Source organism: Capnocytophaga ochracea DSM 7271 (genome assembly GCF_000023285.1).
GTDB lineage: Bacteria > Bacteroidota > Bacteroidia > Flavobacteriales > Flavobacteriaceae > Capnocytophaga > Capnocytophaga ochracea.
In genome coordinates this window covers 2583331-2606709 of record NC_013162.1, presented here as the reverse complement: position 1 = coordinate 2606709, position 23379 = coordinate 2583331, and the positions used below count along the sequence as shown (strand labels likewise).

Annotated in this window: 21 protein-coding genes; 5 read left to right on the top strand and 16 right to left on the bottom strand. The window is 39.5% G+C overall.

Annotated features, from left to right (window positions below):
- Positions 1 to 17: 17 nt before the first annotated feature.
- The 9 genes from COCH_RS11045 to secDF all read right to left on the bottom strand — a co-directional run bounded on the left by COCH_RS11045 (position 18) and on the right by secDF (position 12212).
- Positions 18 to 782, bottom strand: a complete 765-nt coding sequence (locus tag COCH_RS11045; protein ID WP_015783133.1) for a class I SAM-dependent methyltransferase — start codon at positions 780 to 782, stop codon at positions 18 to 20.
- A gap of 12 nt (positions 783 to 794) precedes the next feature.
- Positions 795 to 1568, bottom strand: coding sequence for a phosphatase PAP2 family protein (locus COCH_RS11040; RefSeq protein ID WP_015783132.1), 774 nt, complete (start codon positions 1566 to 1568; stop codon positions 795 to 797).
- Positions 1569 to 1618: 50 nt separating this feature from the next.
- On the bottom strand, positions 1619 to 2428 hold the full coding sequence (locus COCH_RS11035) for an undecaprenyl-diphosphate phosphatase (protein WP_002672638.1): 810 nt from the start codon (positions 2426 to 2428) through the stop codon (positions 1619 to 1621).
- 2 nt (positions 2429 to 2430) lie between these two features.
- Positions 2431 to 2682 carry a DUF3098 domain-containing protein gene (locus tag COCH_RS11030; protein WP_009410262.1) on the bottom strand — a complete coding sequence of 84 codons (252 nt, stop codon included), beginning with the start codon at positions 2680 to 2682 and terminating at the stop codon, positions 2431 to 2433.
- A 27-nt stretch (positions 2683 to 2709) separates the two neighbouring features.
- Entirely contained in the window at positions 2710 to 3588 is an 879-nt protein-coding gene (locus COCH_RS11025) for a cell division protein FtsX (RefSeq protein WP_002672636.1), read from the bottom strand.
- Positions 3589 to 4007: 419 nt separating this feature from the next.
- Positions 4008 to 5189: a proline dehydrogenase family protein gene (locus COCH_RS11020; protein WP_009410265.1), complete on the bottom strand. Its 1182-nt coding sequence runs from the start codon at positions 5187 to 5189 to the stop codon at positions 4008 to 4010.
- Positions 5190 to 5320: 131 nt separating this feature from the next.
- On the bottom strand, positions 5321 to 7669 hold the full coding sequence (locus COCH_RS11015; RefSeq protein ID WP_015783131.1) for an outer membrane beta-barrel family protein: 2349 nt from the start codon (positions 7667 to 7669) through the stop codon (positions 5321 to 5323).
- Positions 7670 to 7679: 10 nt separating this feature from the next.
- Complete coding sequence (gene lpdA / locus COCH_RS11010; protein WP_015783130.1) at positions 7680 to 9086, bottom strand: dihydrolipoyl dehydrogenase; 1407 nt, start codon at positions 9084 to 9086, stop codon at positions 7680 to 7682.
- A gap of 138 nt (positions 9087 to 9224) precedes the next feature.
- Complete coding sequence (gene secDF, locus COCH_RS11005; protein WP_015783129.1) at positions 9225 to 12212, bottom strand: protein translocase subunit SecDF; 2988 nt, start codon at positions 12210 to 12212, stop codon at positions 9225 to 9227.
- 293 nt (positions 12213 to 12505) lie between these two features.
- On the opposite strand from secDF, the gene COCH_RS12615 reads away from it, so the two are divergent.
- From COCH_RS12615 to COCH_RS10985, 5 genes are all read left to right on the top strand, one after another.
- Positions 12506 to 12631: a hypothetical protein gene (locus tag COCH_RS12615; protein WP_262481555.1), complete on the top strand. Its 126-nt coding sequence runs from the start codon at positions 12506 to 12508 to the stop codon at positions 12629 to 12631.
- Positions 12632 to 13199: 568 nt separating this feature from the next.
- Entirely contained in the window at positions 13200 to 14792 is a 1593-nt protein-coding gene (locus tag COCH_RS11000) for a peptide chain release factor 3 (protein WP_015783127.1), read from the top strand.
- A 120-nt stretch (positions 14793 to 14912) separates the two neighbouring features.
- On the top strand, positions 14913 to 15845 hold the full coding sequence (locus COCH_RS10995) for a phospholipase A (protein WP_015783126.1): 933 nt from the start codon (positions 14913 to 14915) through the stop codon (positions 15843 to 15845).
- A gap of 143 nt (positions 15846 to 15988) precedes the next feature.
- The gene (locus tag COCH_RS10990) at positions 15989 to 16600 is read left to right on the top strand and encodes a TetR/AcrR family transcriptional regulator (RefSeq protein WP_174250642.1); all 612 of its coding nucleotides are present in this window, start codon (positions 15989 to 15991) and stop codon (positions 16598 to 16600) included.
- Between the two features lie 168 nt (positions 16601 to 16768).
- Positions 16769 to 18115, top strand: coding sequence for a TolC family protein (locus COCH_RS10985; RefSeq protein ID WP_015783124.1), 1347 nt, complete (start codon positions 16769 to 16771; stop codon positions 18113 to 18115).
- Between the two features lie 78 nt (positions 18116 to 18193).
- Here COCH_RS10985 and COCH_RS10980 read toward each other — a convergent pair whose 3' ends face one another.
- From COCH_RS10980 to COCH_RS10950, 7 genes are all read right to left on the bottom strand, one after another.
- Positions 18194 to 18766, bottom strand: a complete 573-nt coding sequence (locus COCH_RS10980) for a DUF3109 family protein (RefSeq protein ID WP_015783123.1) — start codon at positions 18764 to 18766, stop codon at positions 18194 to 18196.
- Positions 18767 to 18769: 3 nt separating this feature from the next.
- Positions 18770 to 19390 carry a recombination mediator RecR gene (recR, locus tag COCH_RS10975; protein ID WP_015783122.1) on the bottom strand — a complete coding sequence of 207 codons (621 nt, stop codon included), beginning with the start codon at positions 19388 to 19390 and terminating at the stop codon, positions 18770 to 18772.
- Between the two features lie 18 nt (positions 19391 to 19408).
- A complete protein-coding gene (locus COCH_RS10970) occupies positions 19409 to 19876 on the bottom strand; it encodes a low molecular weight protein-tyrosine-phosphatase (protein ID WP_015783121.1) in 468 nt (155 codons plus the stop codon).
- A gap of 126 nt (positions 19877 to 20002) precedes the next feature.
- The gene (gene nadD / locus COCH_RS10965; protein ID WP_015783120.1) at positions 20003 to 20590 is read right to left on the bottom strand and encodes a nicotinate (nicotinamide) nucleotide adenylyltransferase; all 588 of its coding nucleotides are present in this window, start codon (positions 20588 to 20590) and stop codon (positions 20003 to 20005) included.
- Positions 20587 to 21153 (bottom strand): guanylate kinase, encoded by a 567-nt coding sequence (gene gmk / locus COCH_RS10960; RefSeq protein WP_009410355.1) that lies wholly within the window; start codon positions 21151 to 21153, stop codon positions 20587 to 20589. The genes nadD and gmk overlap by 4 nt, the downstream gene beginning before the upstream one ends.
- 31 nt (positions 21154 to 21184) lie before the next feature.
- The gene (locus COCH_RS10955) at positions 21185 to 22039 is read right to left on the bottom strand and encodes a YicC/YloC family endoribonuclease (RefSeq protein WP_002672596.1); all 855 of its coding nucleotides are present in this window, start codon (positions 22037 to 22039) and stop codon (positions 21185 to 21187) included.
- 286 nt (positions 22040 to 22325) lie between these two features.
- Positions 22326 to 23372, bottom strand: a complete 1047-nt coding sequence (locus tag COCH_RS10950) for a quinone-dependent dihydroorotate dehydrogenase (RefSeq protein ID WP_015783119.1) — start codon at positions 23370 to 23372, stop codon at positions 22326 to 22328.
- Positions 23373 to 23379 lie beyond the last annotated feature (7 nt).

Genomic DNA, 23379 nt, shown 5'->3' with positions numbered 1-23379 from the left:
ATTTAATTATTAAATTTTTACTTCTTCTTGCATAAAGGAATGATTTCTTCAGCAACAATACGATACCGTTCTATTTCTTCAGCTGTGAAATGGGAAGCATATTGCAGTTCCTCTACTTCAAAGCCTATACTGCGCAATTTATCAAAATAGTCTAAACCGTAGACCCTTACGTGGTCATACTGACCAAAGATACGGGTGCGTTCTTTCGGGTCAGTAATGGTGTTATCTTCAAACGTAATTGCTCTGTGGTAGTCCTGTGGTACTTGAAAAATACCCCAACCACCCTTTTTCATCACACGATAAAGCTCTTTCATTGCTTGGGTATCATCTTGGATATGCTCCAATACGTGGTTGCAAAATATCACATCAAAACATTCGTCTTCAAAAGGCAAAGCACACAAATCGGCTTTTACATCTGCCAAAGGAGAATATAGGTCGGTGGTGAGGTAATTGAGGTTAGGTTGTTTTTTAAAGCGTTTATAGAAGGCTTGTTCAGGAGCGACGTGTAGCACTTTTAGCTCACGTGTAAAGAAATCGGTTTCACGAGTAAGATAGAGCCAAAGCAATCGGTGGCGTTCAAGCGATAGGGTAGAGGGCGAGAGTACATTGGGGCGAGCTTTGCCGTAGCCATATGGTAAGAATTTCCTAAAAGTCTTGCCATCAATAGGGTCTTGGTATTTCTTTCCTCGCAAGTAGAAAGCTAAAAACGGACGCACCCAATAGCTCATCTTTATAAGCCAAGGGCGTGGAACTTTGTTTAATATAGTGGTAATAATAGCCATTAGAAGGTGTTTTTAGCGAAATAAGGTGAGCCCTACTCCTTTCATTTCTTCGGAATAAACGGGGTAAACAGCTATTTGTACTAAAGATTTCTCTTTGCGTGTAAGCCATTTGGAAGTATATGGCAAGAGCCAATAGGCTGTTTTGGCACTAAGGATACCTATACCTGCCCCTACAAGCACATCGCCTATCCAATGGCGATTATTGTACAAACGCATTGCACCTACGGTGGTAGCTATAGCATAGCCACTGATACCTACCCATATATTCTCATCTTTGTACTCTTGCCAAAGGATTTCCATACCTGTAAAAGCGGTAGCTGTGTGTCCTGAAGGAAAAGAATTGTAAGCACTTTCATCGGGACGATGTATTCTGACACTATATTTTACTCCATTTACTAAGGCTGCCGTAATGGCATAAGCGGTAGCTCCTACTATGAGCCGTTCCTTTACACTGTGCTTGGCTTTTATACCTAAATTGCTATAAGCAAAGACGCTAGCAATAGGTAGATACTGTATATAATCATCGAAGCGCAACTTCTGTCCGCCGGAATATCTATAAGCGTGTCGTTGTACATAACGATTGATATAAGTAGCGTTGGAGATAACTCCTAAGGTAATGAGAGAAGCAGGAAGTAATACCTGTTTGAGTTTAGGTTTTTCAGTAGCTACTTGCAAAGTATCGGCTGTGAGTACCGACTCGTGGAGTACTGATAAGCTATCGGTTTGAGCTTTTATAGATTGAATGAGAATAAAACAGAAAGCTACAATTAAAAGTAATATTTTCATTTTGTGAAAAAAGGTAAAAAGTAAAAGGTAAGGGTAGGAGGGAAAGATAATTAATTGTTAATTGAGAAATAAATCAGTAATACTGCTCCAATAACAATGCGGTAAATGCCCCATACTTTAAAACCAAATTTGGTGAGGATATGTATAAAGAATTTCACGGCTATCATTGCTACCACAAAAGCTATTACATTACCTATGATAAACAACCAAAAACTCTCATCAGTTTTCATTATCAGCTCGTAGCCTTTCTCCTGGGCAGTACCCCATTTCTTCAAGAAAATAGAATACACGGTTACAGCCAGCATTGTAGGAACGGCTAAGAAGAAAGAGAACTCAGCGGCAGCTTTGCGAGTGAGCCCTTGCGTCATTCCACCAATAATAGAAGCAGCAGAGCGCGAAGTGCCTGGCATCATTGCTAAACACTGCCAAAAACCAATAGTAACGGCTTTCTTTATTGTGATGTCTTTCTCGTTGTGAATCGTAGGATGTTTGAACCAATTGTCTACAAAAATAAGGATAATACCGCCGACAATTAGGGTAATAGCAATCGCTTTTTGGTTGCCCAAAACTGCTTCAATCTTATCATCGAAAAGCTTACCTAATATAAGAGCAGGGATAACGGCACAAGCTAATTTGAAATAGAAGTTCCAATTAGAAAAGTCGAAGAACTTGCGCCAATACAGTACTACTATCGAGAGGATAGCACCAAACTGTATGGAGACTTGAAACATTTTCAAATACTCATCGTCGGGCATTCCCATAAGGGCAGCGGTAAAGCCCATATGTGCGGTTGATGAGATAGGAAGGTACTCGGTAAGTCCTTCGATAATAGCAATAATAATAGCTTGCAGTGTACTCATTCTTATTTTTCGTCTTGTTTTTTATCAGTTTTAGGATTTACCAGAATGGCGTAAATTTCAATGGCAAAACCTAAAAGTACCAAAGCAGGAGCTAAGTGAATACGTCGGAAATTGAAAATAGAGGGGTCGAACACAGCGGGATTATCGCTACCACCACCGCTCATTGTTATAAAACCAAGGGCTATTACTATTAAGCCAATAGCCATAATAAGATAGTTTTTCTTTTCAAAAATGAAAGTTGAATGATGTTTCATCAGTGATTAATTATTAATGATTAATGGTTAATAATAAAGGTCGTTGGTATTGAGGTTTAGGAAACGTTGTGTAGCAAAATAGGTGCTTAGCCAACTGATGAGTATCCCAATGGTTATAATGCTTATGAAAACAATGCTTAAAGTACCAGTGTCCATTAAGATATTAAACTCAGGGTATGATTTTACAATAGCCAATAGCGATAGATAGAAAAGCACTATGGCTATTAGAGCACTGAGAATGCCCAAGCGTACATTTGTCCATAAAAACGGACGGCGTATGAAACTGCGCGTAGCCCCTACTAATTGCATTGTTTTGATGATAAAACGTTTGGAATAAATGGAGAGGCGAATAGAGGCATTGATAAGCAAGATAGATACAAAAGTGAATAGGGCGCTGAAAATTAATGTAACAATACCTATTCTGTTCACATTTTCGTGGATAAGAGCTACCAAAGATTGGTCGTACACTACTTCGGTAACAAAAGAGTTTTGCTCTAACTCACGTTTGATTTCGCGCATCTTATCGGGCTCGGCATATTCGGCTTTTAGGCTTAAATCAATGGTGTTTTGCAGAGGATTAGTACCGATGAAGGTAACAAAATCTTCGCCGATATCCTTACTGAACTTTTCGGCAGCAACTTCTTTTGATACGAAACGCACTGACTTTACAAAACTCGCTACCGAAAGAGTTTTCTGTAACTGTTCGATGTCGGCATTTTTAGCGTCGTCCTTTATCAAGACGGTAACGGTTACTTGCTCTTTGAAGTAATTGGCTAATTTATTAGCACTTAATACTAAAAAACTAAAAAAGCCCATAAGAAAGAGCACTAAGGTAATGCTCACTATTACCGAAAAATAGGAGGTAATTAATCTTCGTTTGTTAAATGAATCGATGGAACGTGCCATTCTTATATTTTTTGTTTTAAGATAGAAAATCACGCAAAAGTACAACTTTTTTTTGAATTAGCAACTAATTTAATACCAATAATGCCAATAATGCCAAAAATACCAAATCAATGGCGAGTGACAGTGCGAGCCTCACGGGCTGGTGTGAGCCACACGAACAGGTGCGAGCCGCACGTGCAGATAGTGTGAGCCACACGGGCGGATAAATAATTAACGAACAAAAGACGAACAAAGAACGAACAAAGAACGAACAAAGAACGAACAAAGAACGAACAAAAGACGGTGCGATTCGAACGGGCAGATAGAGAAATGACGAACAATGAGCGAAGGTAAGAGGGTAGTAATTGGGAATAAAAAGAACTCTCGTTTTTGCGAGAAGTGCAAAAACGAGAGTTGCAACGAATAATAAAAACTTATTTTTACTGATTAGCAGTTTCTTTTCGGCGCTTTTTCTCTGCTTTTAGCAAAGTGAGTTCACGTCCTGTTTGCCCTGCTACTGATGTATTTTCTTCGGCTCGGCGGATAAGGTAAGGCATCACTTCGCGCACGGGACCAAAAGGCAAATACTTGGCTACGTTATAGCCTTCCTTAGAGGCATTGAAGCTGATATGGTCGCTCATACCGTAGAGTTGTGCTATCCACACGCGTTTGTCGTTAGGTTGCAAGCCTTTTTTGTGCATCAAATCCATTACTAGGGCAGCACTTTCTTCGTTGTGAGTACCTGCAAAGAGCGCAATCCTATCGATATGGTCAATAATATAGCGCACAACAGCGTTATAATTATCGTCGGTTGCTTGCTTGCTGGGGCAAATGGGAGTGGGGTAGCCTAGCTCGGCAGCGCGTTCGTTTTCTTTTTCCATATAGGCACCTCGTACGATTTTTACGCCTATGTAGAAGCCTTTATCTACGGCACGTTCATAAAGTTCTTTTAGGTAAGGCAAACGGTCGTGGCGGTACATTTGCAAGGTATTGTATACGATAGGTTCTTCTTTGTTGTACTTCTGCATCATCTCTTCTACGAGGTCATCGGCAGCAGTTTGCATCCAGCTTTCTTCGGCGTCTACCAAAATAGGAATTTTATACTCGTAGGCGCGCTTGCAGGCTGCGTCGAAACGAGATTTGATGCGCTCCCATTCTTTTTCTTCTTCGGGGGTAAGGGCTTTTTTCTCGGTGAGTTTTTGGAAGATGGCAAAACGCCCAAATCCTGTAGGTTTAAATACCACAATAGGAATACCTTCGTTGCGATGGAGATTACCAAAATCGATGGTTTCCATTGTTTTTTCGAAAGTAGCTTCGATAGAGGATTCGTCTTCTTTACCTTCTACGGAATAGTCGAGTACAGAGCCTACTCCTTTTTGATGCATCTTTTGGATTACGGGAAGGCAGTCTTGTTCGGAGATACCTCCGCAGAACTGCTTAAAGACGGTGCGCTTGATGAGTCCTTCGACAGGCAGGCGCAGTTTTAAGGAGAAGTTGGTAAGGGCAGTGCCCACACGAGTAAGGGTATTACTGCCAATAAGTTTAAAAAGGCGGTAAGCCCAGTTGAGTTCGGATTGGCTTTTGAGGGCAAAAGCGGTTTGGGTATCGGAAAATCTACTCATAATATTTTAATGATTAAAGGTTAGTTGAGGCAAAGTTACTATTTATTTTGAAAGAAACAAACTTTTTCTTAATTATTTTTATCACTGTATTTACCACTAATCATTAACTATTCAGTATTAACCACTAATCATCATCGTTTAAGTCTGTTTTTCTCGTCTTCTGCTCCTGTGTTTCTTATATTGTCATTCACTTTTTTACCTTTCGCAAAATCATAATTGATACCAATATAAAAACTACGGGTGTTAAATTTATAATAAGATGTATTATAAACGCCGTTGAAATCGTATTCGCTTTTAGAACGAGAGGTGTTAAATATATCATCTAATGAAGCGTTTAACTGGAAAGAATCAGAAAGAGGAATCATTAGGTTAAAGTTGAGCTGGTGATTGTAATAGTTTTTGATATACAAACTCTTATTGGTTGAGGTATATTGGTAAGTGAGAGAGGCTTCGATATCTTTGGGGAGGTAAATTCGCTGTGAGGTGTAAAACTCGGCATATAAGGAGTTGAAAGCATTCCCTAAATATTTGAAGTTAAAATAACCCCCTGTGAATTTTGCATTGCACTCCCACCAATCGGTGAACTTAGTAAAACGGGATAGGAACAAAAACACATCGTTTTTATAACCTACATTCTCGGGGCGAGTAGTTATTACGCCAACAATAGCGGTAGGAATGTTAAGCACATTTTTTTCGGAATAGCGGTAAGCCAGAGCCATATCTACTTTTTTCCACCTATAACCCGATTGCAACGTATATCCTTCTATGGGACTTAAATCTTTATTACCTGTATAGGCATCGGTAGGAGAACTTTTGATATAGGTAGGGTTGAACAGACTGTAATTCACCCTGCTGAACCATCGACGAGCAGAAAAGAAGAAGGTTTCTTTGCCGAGCTTGGTAGTATAGAGGGCATTGAGTGACCATTGTGTGTTGTCGTTATGGAAATTATCTAAATGATTGCTAAACGTATTGTAATTATATTCAGAACGTAAGCCTACTGAGAACTTTGATTTTTCAGTAAGAGGGAAAGTGTAATTGGCAAAAGTGGCGAAGATGTGTTCTTTGAAGGAGAAATCATTAGAAAGAGTAGTGTTTTTTAACTTCTGGGTAGGCAAAATATCAAAATAAGCAAACTCATCTTGATTGTCTACCAATGAATAACGCAATCCAAGCACTAAGTTCTGCTTTTCTGAAGGGTATTTAGAGGTAAAAAACTTACTCCAAGTAGTTTTGAAGGCGTAAACATCGCTGTAAGAGTATGAATCTTGCTCAGTATTTTCTTCGGTAGTTACTGTGCGGTAATAAATATCTTTTTCAGTAAGAGGACTTTCATACTTTTTCTTAACCAAGTCTAAGGCTATTTTGATATTTGAACCTAAGGAGTCAGTAGTGCGGTCGAAGTTCAGTGAGAAAGAGTGGTCATTAGATATGGCGTCCCATTTTCTGTTCGTACTAAAATGATGGTTAAGCACATTGTTGTTATACACGTTAGTTAAACCATTGTATTCTTTGTCGGCATCAGCATCATAATTATAGATATACAGAAAGCTAAGAGTAGATTTTTTATTGAAATAGTAATCTGCTCCCAGCGTTATTCCGTTTTCTTTCCGCTTTAACTGTAGTTCTGAGGTATTTTGATAAAGAGTATTGTTATTTCTCAAAAGAGATTGTTCCTTATCATCGCTAAAAGAGTGATGTCGGCTGTGGTATAGGTTAGTAAAAAGGCGATATTTATCAGTAGAATAAAACAGTGTTGCATCGTCTGTATAACCTAATTTTGGGTCGTAAAAAAAATTGTGACTTAACGAGCCTACCCAGCCGTATTTTGCAATAGTAGTTATTTTTATGACGCCTGCTTTTGAGCTATCGACACTGGCATCAATCTTATCAACTACTTCAATACTTTTAATACTCTTGACGGGTATTTTATTTAAGAAAAACGCTATTTTGTCTTTATCGAGGTGTAATTCTTTACCGTCGAGCATTATTAAAATATCGTCATTGCCATAGATTTTCAAGCCATTAGTAGTGGAGATGCTGGGAGCATACTCTAAAATATCAGTCACCGCAGAACGATAGGCGAGCCGTGTGCCTGTTACTTCAATAAGAGAGCCCGTTTCAGTAGGGATGACAGGATTTTTCCGACCAGTAACAGTTACTTCTTTAAGGTTTTCTACTTTCTCGGTAATCACAATATTGCCTAATGCGATATTCTTATCTACCATTAGCTCTTGCTGAAAAGGCTCATAGAAAATAGAAACCACATTTAGCTGGTATTGCCCTGCTGAAAGGTTTTCAAAAGAAAAAGTACCCTTTTCATTTGAAGCGGTAGTATGCACAACTTTGCCCTGCGAGAGGAGCTTAACGACACAGTTGCTCACAGGTTGTTCTTTACTGATTAGGTTTCCTGTAATACTATATTGCGAAAAAGCGCACAAAGGGAGGCAAAATAGGCAAAATAAGATGGTTGATTTCATATAGCATTAATTAACTATGGATAGCGCGGTTTTCGGTGGTAGCAAGGGCGGCCTCCTTTATTGCTTCGGTAAAGGTAGGGTGAGCGTGGCAGATGCGAGCGATATCTTCGGCACTAGCACGGAACTCCATTGCGGTAACGGCTTCGGCTATCATATCGGCAGCACGAGCTCCAATGATGTGTACGCCGAGCACTTCATCGGTTTGGGTGTCAGCTAAAATCTTTACAAAGCCGTCGGTATCCATACTGGCACGGGCGCGCCCTAAGGCACGAAAAGCAAACTGCCCCACTTTATAGGCGATGCTGTCAGCTTTTAGTTGCTCTTCACTTTTGCCTACTGAAGCTACTTCAGGCCAAGTGTAAACAACACCAGGGATAAGATTATAGTCGATATGTGGTTTTTGTCCAGCGAGTTGTTCTACTACCAATACGCCTTCTTCTTCGGCTTTATGGGCGAGCATAGCCCCGCGTACTACATCACCTATGGCATAGATGTTAGGCACATTGGTTTGCAGGTGGTCGTTTACTATTACCCTACCGCGCTCGTCTTTCTGTACACCTACTACTTCGAGGTTAAGACCCTCGGTATAAGGGCGACGACCTACGGCTACTAAGCAGTAATCACCTTTAAGGGTAAGCTCTTCGCCTTTGGAGGTTGTAGCTTTTACAGTTACCGTTTTGCCCTTGCGAGTTACTTCTTTCACCTGATGACCTGTATAGAAAGCAAAGCCTTGTTTTTTGAGTACTTTGGTGAGTTCGCGCCCTAAGCCTCTATCCATCGTAGGGATAATGCTATCGGTGTATTCTACTACCGACACTTTAGCTCCTAAGCGACTGTATACTTGCCCCAATTCTAAGCCTATTACGCCCCCACCAATCACGATGAGGTGTTCTGGTACTTCTTTGAGCTGGAGAGCTTCAGTAGAAGTAATAATGCGTTCTTTATCGAGCGCAATAAAAGGTAAGGAGGCAGGTTTAGAGCCGGTAGCAATAATGGTGTGCTTGGCTTCTATGGTCTCTGCCTTGCCTTTATTAGGAGTAATCTTAATTTGTGTGGGTGATACAAAGCTCCCTACGCCGGTAAAAACGTCTACTTTGTTTTTCTCCATTAGGAACTTTACCCCTGCGCAAGTTTGCTCTACCACAGCCGCCTTACGAGCAATCATTTTCTCTAAGCTAAACTTTACTTTACCTGTGATTTCAATACCGTGGGCTTCGAGGTGTTTGGAGGCGTTTTCGTAGTGGTGAGAAGAGTCGAGTAAGGCTTTAGAAGGGATACAGCCTACATTAAGACAAGTGCCTCCTAAGGTATTATATTTTTCAATAAGGGCAGTTTTAAAGCCCAATTGACCTGCACGAATAGCGGCTACATAACCACCAGGACCTGAACCGATGATAACAATGTCGTATGTTTTCATATTACTTAGTTTTTTTGAAAGGCAAAGTTAGGGTTTATAATTGATATTTGCAAGTAGTTTTTCACTTTTTTCTACCCGCATAGAAAAAGGGACTATCCTTTTTAGGACAGTCCCTTTTATATATTCAGTAATTAGATATTACTTTTTAGATTGTTCTTTAGTATGGTCAGCTTCGTCCTTTACAGTATCGTAAATGAGAGGAGCTGCCACGAAGATAGAAGAGTAAGTACCGATGAGTACCCCGATAATCATTGCGAACATAAAGCCACGCAAGGTTTCACCACCAAAGATAAAGATAGTAACGAGTACTGCCAAAGTAGTGAATGAGGTGTTCAAGGTACGGCTAAGGGTAGCGTTGAGCGCGTGATTGATTTTCTCTCTTGACCAATGAGGTTCACGCATTACTTCCCTGATACGGTCGTAGATAATCACCGTGTCGTTTAGTGAGTAACCTACTACTGTAAGAATAGCCGCGATAAAAGCTTGGTCGATTTCCATATTGAAAGGCATAATGCTATAAGTGAGCGAGTAGATACCGAGTACCATTAGCACGTCGTGCGCTGAAGATACAATCGCACCCATAGAGAACTGCCATCTTCGGAAACGAAATAAGATATATAGACCGATTACAATAAGCGAACCGATAACTGACCAGAACGCACTGCTCTTAATATCTTCAGCGATAGTAGGCCCTACTTTCATAGATTGCATAATACCAATCTTATCAGTAGAAGAGGCTTTAGCGAAACTATCGAATGAAGTTCCTTCGGGTAAGAATTTCTGTAATCCTTTGTACAAGAGCTCTTGTATTTCATTATCTACCTCAGTGCTTTCTTCTTGTACTTTATACTTAGTAGCGATTTTCACTTGGTTAGGAGCTCCAAAAGTCTTCACTTCCACATTTCCTAAAGTAGTTTTGAGGGCATCGGCTACTTGGGTAGGGTTTACTTCGTGCTCAAAACGAATTTGGTAAGTTCTACCACCTACGAAATCGATACCTTGGTCGAGACCACGAGTAGAGAGAGAAATGATACCTATTATTGATAGGATAATAGAAAAAGCATATCCTATTTTGCGCTTGCCGATGAAGTTGAGATCTACATTTTTGAACCAGTTCTTAGTAATAGGAGTGGTGAAAGTAAGCGTGTGTTTTTTCTCAACACTATAGTCGATAAACAAGCGAGTGATAAAGATAGCGGTGAACAAAGTAGTTGCAATACCAATAAGCAAGGTAGTTGCAAAACCTTGGATAGGACCACTACCAAAGAACAACAAGATAAGAGCAGTAAGCGCTGTAGTAATGTTGGAGTCTAAGATAGACGATAGGGCGTGTTTGAAACCATCAACCACTGCTTGATTGATGTTTTTACCTTTGCGCAGTTCTTCTTTCGACCGCTCGAATATCAGCACGTTCGAGTCGACTGCCATACCAATGGTAAGCACGATACCCGCAATACCAGGGAGCGTAAGAACAGCTTCTATACTTGCTAACACTCCAAATATGAGGAGTATATTGAATACCAAAGCGAGGTCGGCATAAATACCCGCACGACCGTAGTAGAATATCATCCACGCAAAGATGAAGATAGTAGCGATAAGGAAAGAGTTCATACCGCTATCGATAGCTTCTTGTCCCAAAGAAGGTCCTACGATTTCAGATTGTACGATATCAGCACTTGCAGGTAATTTACCAGCACGGAGCACGTTAGCAAGGTCGACAGCTTCATTTAAAGTAAAATGCCCTGTAATTTCAGAGCGACCTCCTGAAATAGCACCTGTAGTTACTCCTGGTGCTGAATATACGATGTTATCGAGTACGATAGCAATATTGGTATTTTGAGTAAATGCTTTACCAGTAAGCGCTTCCCAAATGCGTGCTCCTTTACCGTCCATTTGCATAGATACGGCAGGCTGGTTGCGAACGTCGTAAGTTTGTTCGGCTTGGGTTACTACGTTACCTGTAAGAGGAGGGGTGTTATCGCGGTTACCTTTTAGGGCATAAAGTTCGATAAGGGAGGTCTTTTTATCAGGTTTACCCCAAGCGAATTTTACATACTGCAATGAAGCAGGAATCAAATGTTTTGCTTCAGGAGAATTGATATAGCTATTTACTTGAGCAGTATCTTTTAAACTTACTGTAAAAAGTACTGGAGAACCTTCATAAGAATTAGCTTTGATAAGGTCAAACAAAGGATTGCCTTTTCCTTGTTGAGTAGGAACAGAATCCTTCTTTACATCAGTAAGTAGAGAATCAATAGCACTGCTACCTGATTGAGTAGCTGCTGTGAGCGTATCTTTTACTTTATCAGTGGTTTTAGCAGTAGATTTAAGTTGCTCGTTGAGGGCTTGTAAATAAGGGAAAACATCAGTATTCTTATAAGTTTCCCAGAACTCAAGCTGAGCGGTACTTTGCAAGAGAGATTGTACGCGAGTGATATCTTTAGCACCTGGAAGTTCTACAAGGATACGACCTGAGTTACCAAGGCGCTGGATATTAGGTTGAGAAACGCCAAATTTATCGATACGTTTGCGCAATACCTCGAAAGCAGATACGATAGACTCGTCTACGCGCTTTCTGATGATAGGGCGCACCTCACTATCACTCATTTGGAAGTTGATTTGATCGCTGAGGGTTTTATTAGCGAACACATCGGGGGAGGCTAATTTACCTCCGTTCTTAGCGTAAGCCTCGAAGAACAAATCCAAGTAGGTTTTGTCGGTTTTGCGGAGCTGTTCATCGGCTTCGGCTAATGATTTGTTAAAGATAGGGTCTTTGGAGTTGTCAGCAAGACCTCTCAAGATGTCTTTTACGGAAATTTGCAGAATCACGTTGATACCGCCTTTAAGGTCAAGACCGCGGTTCAATTCTTTAGCTTTTACTTCACCATAAGTGAATTTTGTAAAACCGAGGTTATAGACATCTTGCCCCATTTTATCGTCCAAATACTTAGCTTCTATAGCTTCGCGTTTAGCGATATAGTCAGCTTGAGTATTAGGCACTTTTGCCTCAGCGAATGCTTTGGCTTCATCTTCTACTCTACCTGCCACGTAGGTGAATGAAAGCTGATAAATACATATTAGCCCAAACAATATGGCAAATAGTTTCACAAGTCCTTTGTTTTGCATTTTTTTAATTAAATAATTTACTTATTTTATATCTTCAAACGGCAAAGATATATATTTTACTGAACATAGAAAAATAAAGTCCTAAAAAATTATATTTTATTTGTATTTGAAAGGCTGGCATAAGGGGTATATATTCTTATATATTTATTGATTATCAAATGGATAAATGAGTTTAATGCCACAATGCCAAAAATGCTAATAATACCGATTGTTTAATGATTAATGATTAATTTGGGAGAAGCTTATAGGAAAGATGGTGCGAGCCACACGGGTAGTCGTAGCACGACAGGCAGGTGCGAGCCGCACAGGCAGTCGTAGCACGACAGGCAAATAAACAAAAGACGAACAAAAGACGAACAAAAGACGAACAAAAGACGAACAAAAGACGAACAAAAGACGAACAAAAGACGAACGAATGACGAACGAATGACGAACAAAGAACGAAGGAAATGTGGGGGTAAGTTAAAGCTAAGATAGATATAAAAAGAGGGTGATTAGTAGATTTCAACTTTGCCAAAGTTTCAAACTTTGGCAAAGTTTGTATATATAAATGAACAAAAGACGGTGCGAGCCGCACGGGCAGATGGAGAAAGAACGAACAAATGACGGTGCGAACTGCACGGGCAGATAACGAATAAGCGAAGGAAGGGTGGGGGTACGTTGAGGTTAAGAGGAGGATTAAATTGAGGTAAAGTGAATTTTTTACTTATTTATGTCTCTTTTTGGAGTTTATTCACTACTTTTGCACCCGATTTTAAAACAAAATATTAGTAAGAATAAAAAGAATCTTATTAATATTCAGTGTGGTAGCGCTGTTGCTTACAACCTATGGTTGTTCGTATGTAAGTACTTACGAAGAATGTTCGACCAAGAAGGTAACAGCATTAATGATAGTGAACTCGCTACCAAATTATACTCTTAAAAAAGCTAATTAACAAATTAGCAAATTAGCAGATTCGAAAATTAGCAGATTAGCAAATTAACTTTATGTCTTTACAACAAGAAATACAAAAACGCCGTACCTTTGGCATCATCTCTCACCCCGACGCGGGAAAGACAACCCTTACCGAAAAACTCTTACTCTTCGGGGGGGCTATCCAAGAAGCTGGTGCGGTGAAATCGAATAAAATAAAGAAAGGAGCTACCTCCGACTTTATGGAGATTGAACGCCAACGTGGGATTTCCGTAGCTACTTCGGTGCTGGCTTTTAACTACAAAGAGCATAAAATAAACATCTTAGATACCCCCGGGCACAAGGATTTCGCCGAGGATACCTTCCGCACTCTCACGGCTGTGGACAGTGTAATTGTGGTTATTGACGTTGCCAAAGGGGTGGAAGAGCAAACCGAAAAACTCGTTGAGGTGTGCCGTATGCGCAATATTCCTATGATTGTGTTCATTAATAAGTTAGACCGTGAGGGGAAAGACGCCTTCGACCTGTTGGACGAAGTAGAACAGAAGTTGGGCTTAAAGGTTACTCCGCTGAGCTTTCCCATAGGGATGGGGTATGATTTTAAAGGGATTTATAACATCTGGGAGAAGAATATCAACCTTTTTTCAGGCGACAGCCGTAAGAATATAGAGGAAACTATTGCCTTCAACGATATTAACAGTCCTGAATTAGAGAAGATTATATCCGAACAATCTGCCGAGAACCTCCGTTCCGATTTGGAGTTAGTGTATGAAGTATATCCTAAATTCGATAGAGAAGCCTACCTCAAAGGAGATCAACAACCTGTATTTTTTGGCTCGGCATTGAATAATTTTGGGGTAAGAGAACTCTTGGATTGTTTTGTGGAAATTGCTCCTTCGCCACGCCCGAAAGCCAGTGAAGAGCGCATCGTAAACCCTGAAGAACCTACTTTTACGGGCTTCGTTTTCAAGATTCACGCAAATATGGACCCTAACCACCGCGACCGTTTGGCGTTTGTAAAAATTGTTTCGGGCACATTCGAGCGTAACAAACCTTATTTACATACGCGTTTGGGCAAGAAATTGAAGTTCTCCAGTCCGAATGCTTTCTTTGCCGAAAAGAAAGAAGTGGTGGATATCTCGTATGCGGGGGATATTGTAGGTTTGCACGATACGGGGAACTTTAAGATAGGCGATACACTTACCGAAGGTGAAGTATTGCACTTCAAGGGGATACCGAGCTTCTCTCCTGAGCACTTCCGCTACATTAACAATGCTGACCCACTGAAATCTAAACAATTAGAAAAAGGTATCGACCAGCTAATGGACGAAGGGGTGGCACAGCTCTTTAAGTTAGACTTCAACGGTCGCAAAGTAATTGGGACGGTAGGAGCACTCCAATACGAGGTAATTCAGTATCGATTAGAACACGAGTATGGGGCAAAGTGTAGTTATGAAAACTTCCCTATTTATAAAGCTTGTTGGGTAGAGACGCCTGAAAACCCCAAAGATGCTGAGTATCTTGATTTCTTACGCGTAAAACAGAAGTTCTTAGCACGCGATAAGCAGAATCAATTAGTCTTCTTAGCCGACTCAGCTTTCTCTATTGAGATGGTAAAACAAAAATATCCGGACTTAAAGTTGCACTTTACATCGGAGTTTGAGTAAGAAGAAATATTGATATACATAAAGTATTAGAAAAGAAAAAGTTTCCTCATATTAAAATGTAGGAAACTTTTTTTGTTTATAAAGTTTATTTGCTGTACCTTTGCACCCGCAAAAAACAAAATGATGAAATACACTTTATTTATAATGTTCTTGGCTATTGCGACACCTATTTTTTCTCAGGAGGCGGTGAAAGACACATTGCAGGAACTTCCTAAGACAGCAATAAAAGCCGATAGAAGAGCTCAGTTGGAAAGGGCTATTTCTAAGCTATGGGAGCTTGACCGAGAAGACCAGAGAGGTACTTTTAAATTTGTGGATTACTTACCTATGTACGTAATGCCTTTCCGTTTTACGGATAAACCTACGGAACAACCTATAAGTTTGAACCCCGACCGACCTATACCCGAATGGCGCGACTACCAGCACGTGGAGGTAAAATTTCAAGTGAGCTTAAAAGCTAAGATTATGCAAGATGCTTTTGGGAAGGGTGATGTGTGGGTAGCTTTCACTCAGCAATCGTATTGGCAGATGTACAACGGTGAGCTTTCACGTCCGTTTAGGGAACTGAATTACGAACCTGAATTGATATTTACTTACCCGCTGAACCTCTCGGTGGGGAATTTTAAAGTGAAAATGGCAGGACTATCCGTAAACCACCAATCTAATGGTAAAGAAGCGGCACATTCGCGCAGTTGGAACAGAATTATTTTATTAGGTATTTTCCAATGGAATGATTTAATGGTTAATAGCCGTTTCTGGTGGCGTTTCTCAGAAAAAGCAAGAGAAGATGACAATCCCGATATTGAGAATTATATAGGACGTTGTGAATTGAGCATTGCTTACCCTTTCCGTAAAAATGTTTTTAATTTGCGAGTGAGGAATAATTTAAATTTTAATCATAATCGCGGGCACGTAGAGCTGAACTGGGTATATCCGCTGAGTCGCGACCTGCGTATTTTGTTGCAAGCCTCTCACGGTTATGGTGATTCTCTTATCGATTACAATTACAAACAAACTATTGTGGGAGTAGGGTTTACTTTCTTAAACCTTTAATAAAGGTAAAAGATAAAAGGTAAAAGGGAAAGCCGACGAGAATTGTGTATAAGAGTAGAAAAATAAGAGGTAATAATGGAAACTTTTTTTGTTTATTAAGTTTTTTTGTTATACCTTTGCCCCCGAATTTAAAGATGAGAGAGATGAAAGAAGATATTGTAAAACGTGCCTTAAACGACTTTATGCAGTATGGGTTTAAAACCTTTACTATGGATGATTTGGCTAACAAAATGGGGATGTCTAAAAAGACGCTTTACGAGTATTTTCCCTCTAAACAAGATTTAGTAGATGCTTGTTTAGATTATGCCTTAGAAATGAGTTGTACAAATGTAACTACTTTTGTACAAGGGGAAGGTTCAGTGATAGAAAATGTATACCGCAACCAAAAAAAGGTTCAAGAAGTTTTTAACATCAATAGCGACCGTCCTATTTGGGAATTGCAAAAGTACTATCCTAAAACATACGAACGTATGAAAAGTGAGTTCGCTAAAACTGATGGACTTTTTATAGATAAACTCTTAGAAAAAGGTTGGCAAGAAGGTCTTTTTAGAAAAGATATCAATGTGAACTTCTGTAAGGTTTTCTATACTAGTGTACAACGTCTCCGTTCTATAACTCATACTTTCCCTGAAAGAGAATTTCCCTTCTGGGAAACTATCTATACTATTTTAGAGTACTTTTTTAGGATACTTGTCAATGAAAAAGGGCTAAAAGAATTGGAACGAGTGCTTAAGGAGGTAAAAGATAAAAGGTAAAAGGTTAATTTAATACTATAATACTAAAAATGCCAATAATACCAATGATCAGAGGTGAAAAAGTAAGGTCAGCGAGAGAAGGGTATCTGAATAAATAAAGTAAAAAGAAGTTACATCAGAATTAAAAGGACAATATAAATAAGCCTATTAATAGGCAATATAATTATTATGAAAAAAATCATTACGAGTGCTTTGTTGTGCCTTAGTGTTATGAGCTTTGCACAACAAAAAGAATTGACTTTAAAAGACGCTATTCGTTATGCTTTAGAGAATAAAGCGGACGCAGAGAAAGCGCGATTGGAAGTAACCAAAAGCGAATACAAAATACAAGAAGTACGCGCTAATGCACTGCCTAATATTTCGGCTTCGGGCGGTATGGTGTACAACCCTAAGTTACAAGCTACTTATATTGATGCCAGCACATTTGCTTTCCCGGGTATGCCCGCAAGTAATGAGCCTATAAAGATGGAAATGGGGCAAAAATGGTCGGCTAATGCTGAAGCAAAACTTACCCAAGTGTTGTTTAATCAAACGGTGTTTATGGGCTTGAAAGCGGCTCGTACGACACGTGAGTTTTATATGCTTAACCAACAGCTTACCGAGAATGAAATCATTGAGAAAGTAGCACAAGCCTACTATCAAGTATACCAAACCCGACAAACATTAGAAAATATAGAAAGTAATTTGGCTCTTACCGAGAAAACGGCTAATGTTGTAAAAGGGTTAAACCAATCGGGGTTGTCAAAGAAAATAGACGTTGACCGCACTACTGTGGCTGTAAATAATCTCAAATCGGCACGCCAACAAGCCCTTAATGGAGTACAACTCTCGGAGAATGCGCTCAAATATATGATAGGTATGCCGATGAATGAAGTAATTACTCTGCCTAAAGAAGGCTTTGAAGCCAATTACGATTTGGCTTTTGAGAAAGGCAATAGCAATACTCGTATAGAACTACAAGTACTCGAAAAGCAAAAGCAACTTCTTGACCTCAATACCAAAGTACAACGTGCAGCACTTTATCCATCATTAGCATTGCAGGCTACTTATGGTTATTTGAGTATGGGACCTAAAACACCGATTATTTACGGCAAGAAAGATAAAGTGTACGGAGCTGACTATTCGGCTATTACATTGGGACTTAAAATACCTATATTTTCGGGTTTTGGCACACGTGCTAAGATACGCCAAGCACAGATAGAAAGTCAAGCGCTTGAAGCGACCCTTAAAGACACCCGTTTGGCAATGGATTTGGCTTATGAGAATGCCCACAGTAGGCTTACTAATAACCTTCTTACTATTGATTCGCAAAAGGAGAATGTAAAGCTTGCAGAAGAGGTATTGCTAAATACCCAAAACAACTACCAACAAGGTTTGGCTTCCCTTACGGATTTATTGGAAGCAGAACGCTCTTTATCGGATGCTAAGAACAATTATACCAATGCTTTGTTGGACTACAAATTAGCAGAAATACAGTTGCTAAAATCACAAGGGAAGTTAGAGACAATGAAGTAAGAAATCCCATAATATTTATATAAGAAAGAGACAGTACAATATTAAAAGTACTGTCTCTTTTATTTTGTTATTTATATGTTATTTTTTCAAATGCTCAGCTATAAGCTCTAACTCTTGAAACCACTCTTCTCCAAACTTTCTAATAAGAGCCTCTTTTACGAATTTGTAGATAGGCACTTGTAACTTTTTACCTAAGACACAAGCATCATCGCATATAGGACTCCAACGATGGTAATTGACTGCTGTGAAGGAGCTGTACTCTTGTAATCGTATAGGATATAAGTGACACGATATAGGTTTCTTCCAGTCTATTTTTTTATCGTTATATGCTTGCTCGATAGCACAAAGAGCCCAACCTTTTTCATTGCGTACTACATAAGCACATTCGCCTCCATTGATGAGAGGAGTTTCCCATTCGCCGTCTTCTCCTTTGATGTATACTCCTTGCTCCTCGATAGCTGTACGACCTTCCTCGGTAAGGTAAGGAGCTACTTCGGGATAAATGCGCTTCATCACTTTTAGTTCGCTTTCTTCTACGGGTGCTCCTGCATCACCTTCTATACAACAAACACCTTTACAAGCATTAAGGTTGCAAACAAAATCGCAATCTATGATATCTTCCGAAATAATGGTATTGGCTACTTGTATCATATTTTAAACGGCTTTAATAGCTTTTTCAAAAGGAATGCGCTGAGTAATACTTCTGCCCAAAGTTACCTCATCAGTGTATTCGAGTTCGCCTCCTACGGCTATGCCTCGGGCAATGGTAGAAATGGTGATATGGTAAGACTCTACTTGTTTGTAAATATAGAAATTGGTAGTATCGCCCTCCATTGTATTGCTCAGAGCTAGGATTAGTTCAGTTACTTTACCTGTCTTTACTTTTTCTATCAGTGAGGCAATATGTAGATTGGAAGGAGCGATGCCATCGATAGGGGATATTTTACCTCCTAAGACGTGATACTGACCAAAGAATTGTCCTGTGTTTTCTATTGCCATTACATCTCTAAAATCTTCTACAACACAAACAACTCCCGTATCACGCATAGGGTTAGCACATATCTCACACAAATCTACATCGGAGATGTTGTGGCAGTTTTTGCAGTATTGGATATGAGTGCGTAAAGCTACAATAGCTTGTGCCAATTGTAGTGATTGCTCCTCGGGTTGTTTGAGCAGGTGCAAGGCTAAACGCAAAGCCGTACGTTTGCCTATACTAGGCAATTGTGCTATTTCGTAGACGGCGTTTTCTAAGAGTTTAGATGAGAAATCCATTTTAGGAGATAATAGTAGTTAGGGGTTAGGAGATAGTTTGTGAGCAACTTTGGTGCAAGCCTCGTCGATGAGCTGATAAACGTTTTCGAAATCAGCTTCTGTGCCGTAATAAGGGTCGGGGATTTCGTGTTGTGTCATTCCATTCAAAGCATCAGCTAAGAAATGTACTTTAGCACGCTCTTTTTCGTTCTTAGCAAGCCGGATAACGTTTTGGTAATTGCTTTTATCCATTACGAAAATATAATCGAAAAGGGCAAAATCTTTGGCTGAGAACTGACAACCTCTAAGCATAGAGATATCTACTCCGTGTTTTTTGCCAGAGGCGATAGAACGAGTGTCAGGAGTATCGCCTACGTGATAGTTGGCAGTACCAGCTGAATCTACTTCAAAGTTATCGGAAGGGAGCTTGCTTCTCATCACGCCTTCGGCTAAAGGAGAACGGCAAATATTGCCTAAGCAAACCATTAGTATTTTCGTTTTTTTCATATATTAAAAGAGATAAGACTTACGTCTTAGAAATTAAACAAAGATATTATTGGTTTTAACTTAGCCAAAGTGTGAAACTTTGGCTAAGTGTATGACGCAAAAATGTTAATTGTTACTTGTCAATTGTTAATTGAAATAGAGTCCTAATTTATCAATGTATTGCCATACTTTTTCGGGGAGGAGCGGACGTATATTGCGTCCAGCTTTGATTTCTTCACGGATAAAGGTGGCTGAGAGTTCGATGATAGGGGCGGGTACACGGGTGATATGCGGGTGCTCAGTTAAAGCTTCGGGCACTGTACCTTCTGAAATACGAGGATAGACATAAATAGGGTAATTTACTAAAATATGCTCGTAGTTCTTCCATTTGTGAAAGCTTTTTAGGTTGTCTTCCCCCATAATTAGGGCAAAGTTAGTATTAGGGTGTTTTTCCTCTAAATAGGCTAAGGTATTAACTGTGTAATTAGGTTGTGGCAAGTGAAACTCGATGTTTGAGGCGCGTAACTTGGGATAGCTCTCTATTGCCAAATTGACCATTTCCAATCGCAAGTGGTTGTCTAATAACGATTGTTTTTCTTTAAACGGATTTTGAGGTGTTACCACAAACCACAGTTCGTTCATTGCACTGTGCTCTACCAAATGATTGGCGATAATGAGATGCCCTATATGAATAGGGTTAAACGAGCCAAAGAATAAGCCTATTTGTTTTTTCATCGGTTGATAAAATCGGTTACTATGCGCTCAGCCTCTTGTAGGGCTTGTTGTAGATTATCGTTTTTGATAATCACATCAAACTGGTGAGCAGTTGCCATTTCTTGTTCGGCTTTGTTGAGACGCATTTGTATTTTCTCCTCTGTTTCGGTCTTACGGTTGCGCAAGCGTTCTTCTAAGGCAATAAGGCTTGGCGGTTCAACAAATACTGCTAAAGTTTGCTCTGGATATTGTTGTTTGAGACGGAGACCTCCTGCAACATCAATATCGAATATCACATTCTTTCCCTTTGCCCATAGGCGTTCTACTTCTGATTTTAATGTGCCGTAATAACAACCTGTGTATACCTCTTCCCATTCCATAAATTCGTTGTGCTGAACACGTTTTTTGAATTCATCAGCAGAAAGGAAATAGTATTCTTTGCCGTGTTGTTCTTCACCACGAGGAGCACGAGAAGTAGCCGAAATAGAAAAGGCTAAGTTTAGTTTTTTGAGCGAGAGTAAATGCCTCACTATGGTAGTTTTGCCACTCCCAGAAGGAGCTGAGAAAATAATTAGTTTGTTCATTTTTTAATTAGCAAATTGGTAAATTAGCAGGTTATAATACGTTTAGAACTTGTTCTTTAATCTTTTCGAGTTCGTCTTTCATTTGGACTACTAACTGTTGCATAGGGGCGAAGTTAGCTTTTGAACCTAAGGTATTGATTTCTCTGCCTATTTCTTGTGCAATAAAACTCAATTTACGTCCGTTAGAATCTTCGCTGTGAAGGGTTTCGAGAAAATAGTCTAAGTGTTTTTTGAGTCGGATTTTTTCTTCTGTGATGTCCAATTTTTCTAAGTAGAAAATGAGTTCTTGCTCAAAGCGGTTGGCGTCTACACTCTGGATATCAGCTACTGCTTTTTCCAAGCGTTCGCGAATGAGCGCTAAGCGTTCACTATCAAGAGCTTGTACCTCTTGCAGTAAGCTATCGATGTTACTAATACGCAAAACGAAGTCTTTTTCTAAAACTTTACCTTCTTGAATGCGGAAGGATTGCAAATCGGTAATGGCGAGGCTGATATGTTCGAAAATAGCTGAAAGTTCTTCTTCGGAAACGCTTTCGGTGGTGGTTTGTAAGGCATCGGGCATACGTACTGCCATTTTTAGCAGTTCGGTAAGGTCACCATCAACAATAGCACGCATTTGCTCGATATAGGATTTTACGATATTAGGATTGATTTTAGAGGGTGTTTGTGTGCCTGTATTTTCTACAAAGATACTAAAATCTACTTTCCCGCGTAAGAGCTGCTCGGCAATGAGTTTACGGAAATCGAGTTCTTTTTCGCGATACGCTTGTGGAATACGTGTATTGATATCAATACTCTTACTGTTTAAGGATTTGATTTCTATACTAATATGTTTATCGGTGAGAGATAGTACACTCTTGCCAAAGCCTGTCATTGACTGTATCATAATATCGTTTTTGAAAATAAGTGCAAAGGTATAAAATAATTAGTAATTGACAATATTTGTGAGATGAGTATGTTTATAAAATTTCATCAAGACTTTTATTTCATCAATGCGTTTGGTTTGTATCGATGAATTAAGAATTACAAATAACAAATAACGGAAATAATGCTAATGTTGGTTAGAATTAGCAAAGCTAATCAAGAGTTGAACTAAATTATTGATTATAAACCTCCCCCCAGCCCCCTCCAAAGGGGGAGATGTGACGCAAAAACGACTATGAGGTTGTAAATCAGAGACAATCATTTCTGAAACCTTTATTCATATTAGCAATTAGCTGTTTATTAATGCGTTTTATAAGACCTGCTCCTTCGTAAATGAAACCTGTATAGAGCTGGATAAGTGAGGCTCCTGCTTCTAACTTTTCGAGGGCATCGGTTTCACTAAATATTCCTCCAACGCCAATGATGGGAAATGCGTGGTTGCTCTTTTCACTTAGAAAACGTATTACCTCAGTGGAGCGATTTTTTAGAGGTTTCCCACTAAGTCCGCCGGTTTCTTTTTGATTATTGGATACTAACCCTTCTCTACCAATCGTGGTATTGGTAGCTATTACGCCTGCAATATGAGTTTCTTGTACGATTTCGATGATATCTGACAGTTGTTCGTCGGTAAGGTCAGGGGCGATTTTTAAGAGGATAGGCTTAGGGTTTTTATGGGTTAGGTTTGTGTTTTGCAAAGTGCTTAAAAGCTGTTTTAGAGGTTCTTTTTCTTGTAATGTACGCAAATTTGGAGTATTGGGTGAACTTACATTTACTACAAAATAATCGACATAATTAAAGAGTTGTTTAAAACAAATCAGGTAGTCGTTTACCGCTTCTTCATTTGGGGTGGTTTTATTTTTACCAATATTTCCTCCTATCAGTACATTGGTATTCTTTTTAAGGCGCTTTACAGCAGCTTCAACTCCTTCGTTGTTAAAGCCCATACGGTTTATAATTCCTTGGTCTTCTAAGAGTCTGAACAATCGCTTTTTTGGGTTCCCCAGTTGTGGTTTAGGGGTAATGGTTCCGATTTCGATAAAACCAAAACCTAAATTGGCTAACTCTTTGTACAATTTAGCATCTTTATCTAAACCTGCGGCTAATCCTATGGGATTTTTGAAGTGTAGCCCAAAGATTTCGCGATGTAGAGAAGGGTGTTCCACATTGTATATTTTGCGAATGAGCAAAGGCACTAAGGGGATTTTGTGAACAAACTTTAAGTATTTAAATGTAAAGTGATGAGCTTTCTCGGGGTCGAGACTGAAAAGGAATGGGCGAATGAATAGCTTATACATATCTTGG

Excerpts from the sequence above, each read along its gene's own strand:
- COCH_RS11045 (WP_015783133.1), bottom strand. The coding sequence starts at position 782 with ATGGCTATTATTACCACTATATTAAACAAAGTTCCACGCCCTTGGCTT.
- COCH_RS11040 (WP_015783132.1), bottom strand. The coding sequence starts at position 1,568 with ATGAAAATATTACTTTTAATTGTAGCTTTCTGTTTTATTCTCATTCAA.
- COCH_RS11035 (WP_002672638.1), bottom strand. The coding sequence starts at position 2,428 with ATGAGTACACTGCAAGCTATTATTATTGCTATTATCGAAGGACTTACC.
- COCH_RS11030 (WP_009410262.1), bottom strand. The coding sequence starts at position 2,682 with ATGAAACATCATTCAACTTTCATTTTTGAAAAGAAAAACTATCTTATT.
- COCH_RS11025 (WP_002672636.1), bottom strand. The coding sequence starts at position 3,588 with ATGGCACGTTCCATCGATTCATTTAACAAACGAAGATTAATTACCTCC.
- COCH_RS11020 (WP_009410265.1), bottom strand. The coding sequence starts at position 5,189 with ATGAGTAGATTTTCCGATACCCAAACCGCTTTTGCCCTCAAAAGCCAA.
- COCH_RS11015 (WP_015783131.1), bottom strand. The coding sequence starts at position 7,669 with ATGAAATCAACCATCTTATTTTGCCTATTTTGCCTCCCTTTGTGCGCT.
- lpdA (WP_015783130.1), bottom strand. The coding sequence starts at position 9,086 with ATGAAAACATACGACATTGTTATCATCGGTTCAGGTCCTGGTGGTTAT.
- secDF (WP_015783129.1), bottom strand. The coding sequence starts at position 12,212 with ATGCAAAACAAAGGACTTGTGAAACTATTTGCCATATTGTTTGGGCTA.
- COCH_RS11000 (WP_015783127.1), top strand. The coding sequence starts at position 13,200 with ATGTCTTTACAACAAGAAATACAAAAACGCCGTACCTTTGGCATCATC.
- COCH_RS10995 (WP_015783126.1), top strand. The coding sequence starts at position 14,913 with ATGATGAAATACACTTTATTTATAATGTTCTTGGCTATTGCGACACCT.
- COCH_RS10990 (WP_174250642.1), top strand. The coding sequence starts at position 15,989 with ATGAAAGAAGATATTGTAAAACGTGCCTTAAACGACTTTATGCAGTAT.
- COCH_RS10985 (WP_015783124.1), top strand. The coding sequence starts at position 16,769 with ATGAAAAAAATCATTACGAGTGCTTTGTTGTGCCTTAGTGTTATGAGC.
- COCH_RS10980 (WP_015783123.1), bottom strand. The coding sequence starts at position 18,766 with ATGATACAAGTAGCCAATACCATTATTTCGGAAGATATCATAGATTGC.
- recR (WP_015783122.1), bottom strand. The coding sequence starts at position 19,390 with ATGGATTTCTCATCTAAACTCTTAGAAAACGCCGTCTACGAAATAGCA.
- COCH_RS10970 (WP_015783121.1), bottom strand. The coding sequence starts at position 19,876 with ATGAAAAAAACGAAAATACTAATGGTTTGCTTAGGCAATATTTGCCGT.
- nadD (WP_015783120.1), bottom strand. The coding sequence starts at position 20,590 with ATGAAAAAACAAATAGGCTTATTCTTTGGCTCGTTTAACCCTATTCAT.
- gmk (WP_009410355.1), bottom strand. The coding sequence starts at position 21,153 with ATGAACAAACTAATTATTTTCTCAGCTCCTTCTGGGAGTGGCAAAACT.
- COCH_RS10955 (WP_002672596.1), bottom strand. The coding sequence starts at position 22,039 with ATGATACAGTCAATGACAGGCTTTGGCAAGAGTGTACTATCTCTCACC.
- COCH_RS10950 (WP_015783119.1), bottom strand. The coding sequence starts at position 23,372 with ATGTATAAGCTATTCATTCGCCCATTCCTTTTCAGTCTCGACCCCGAG.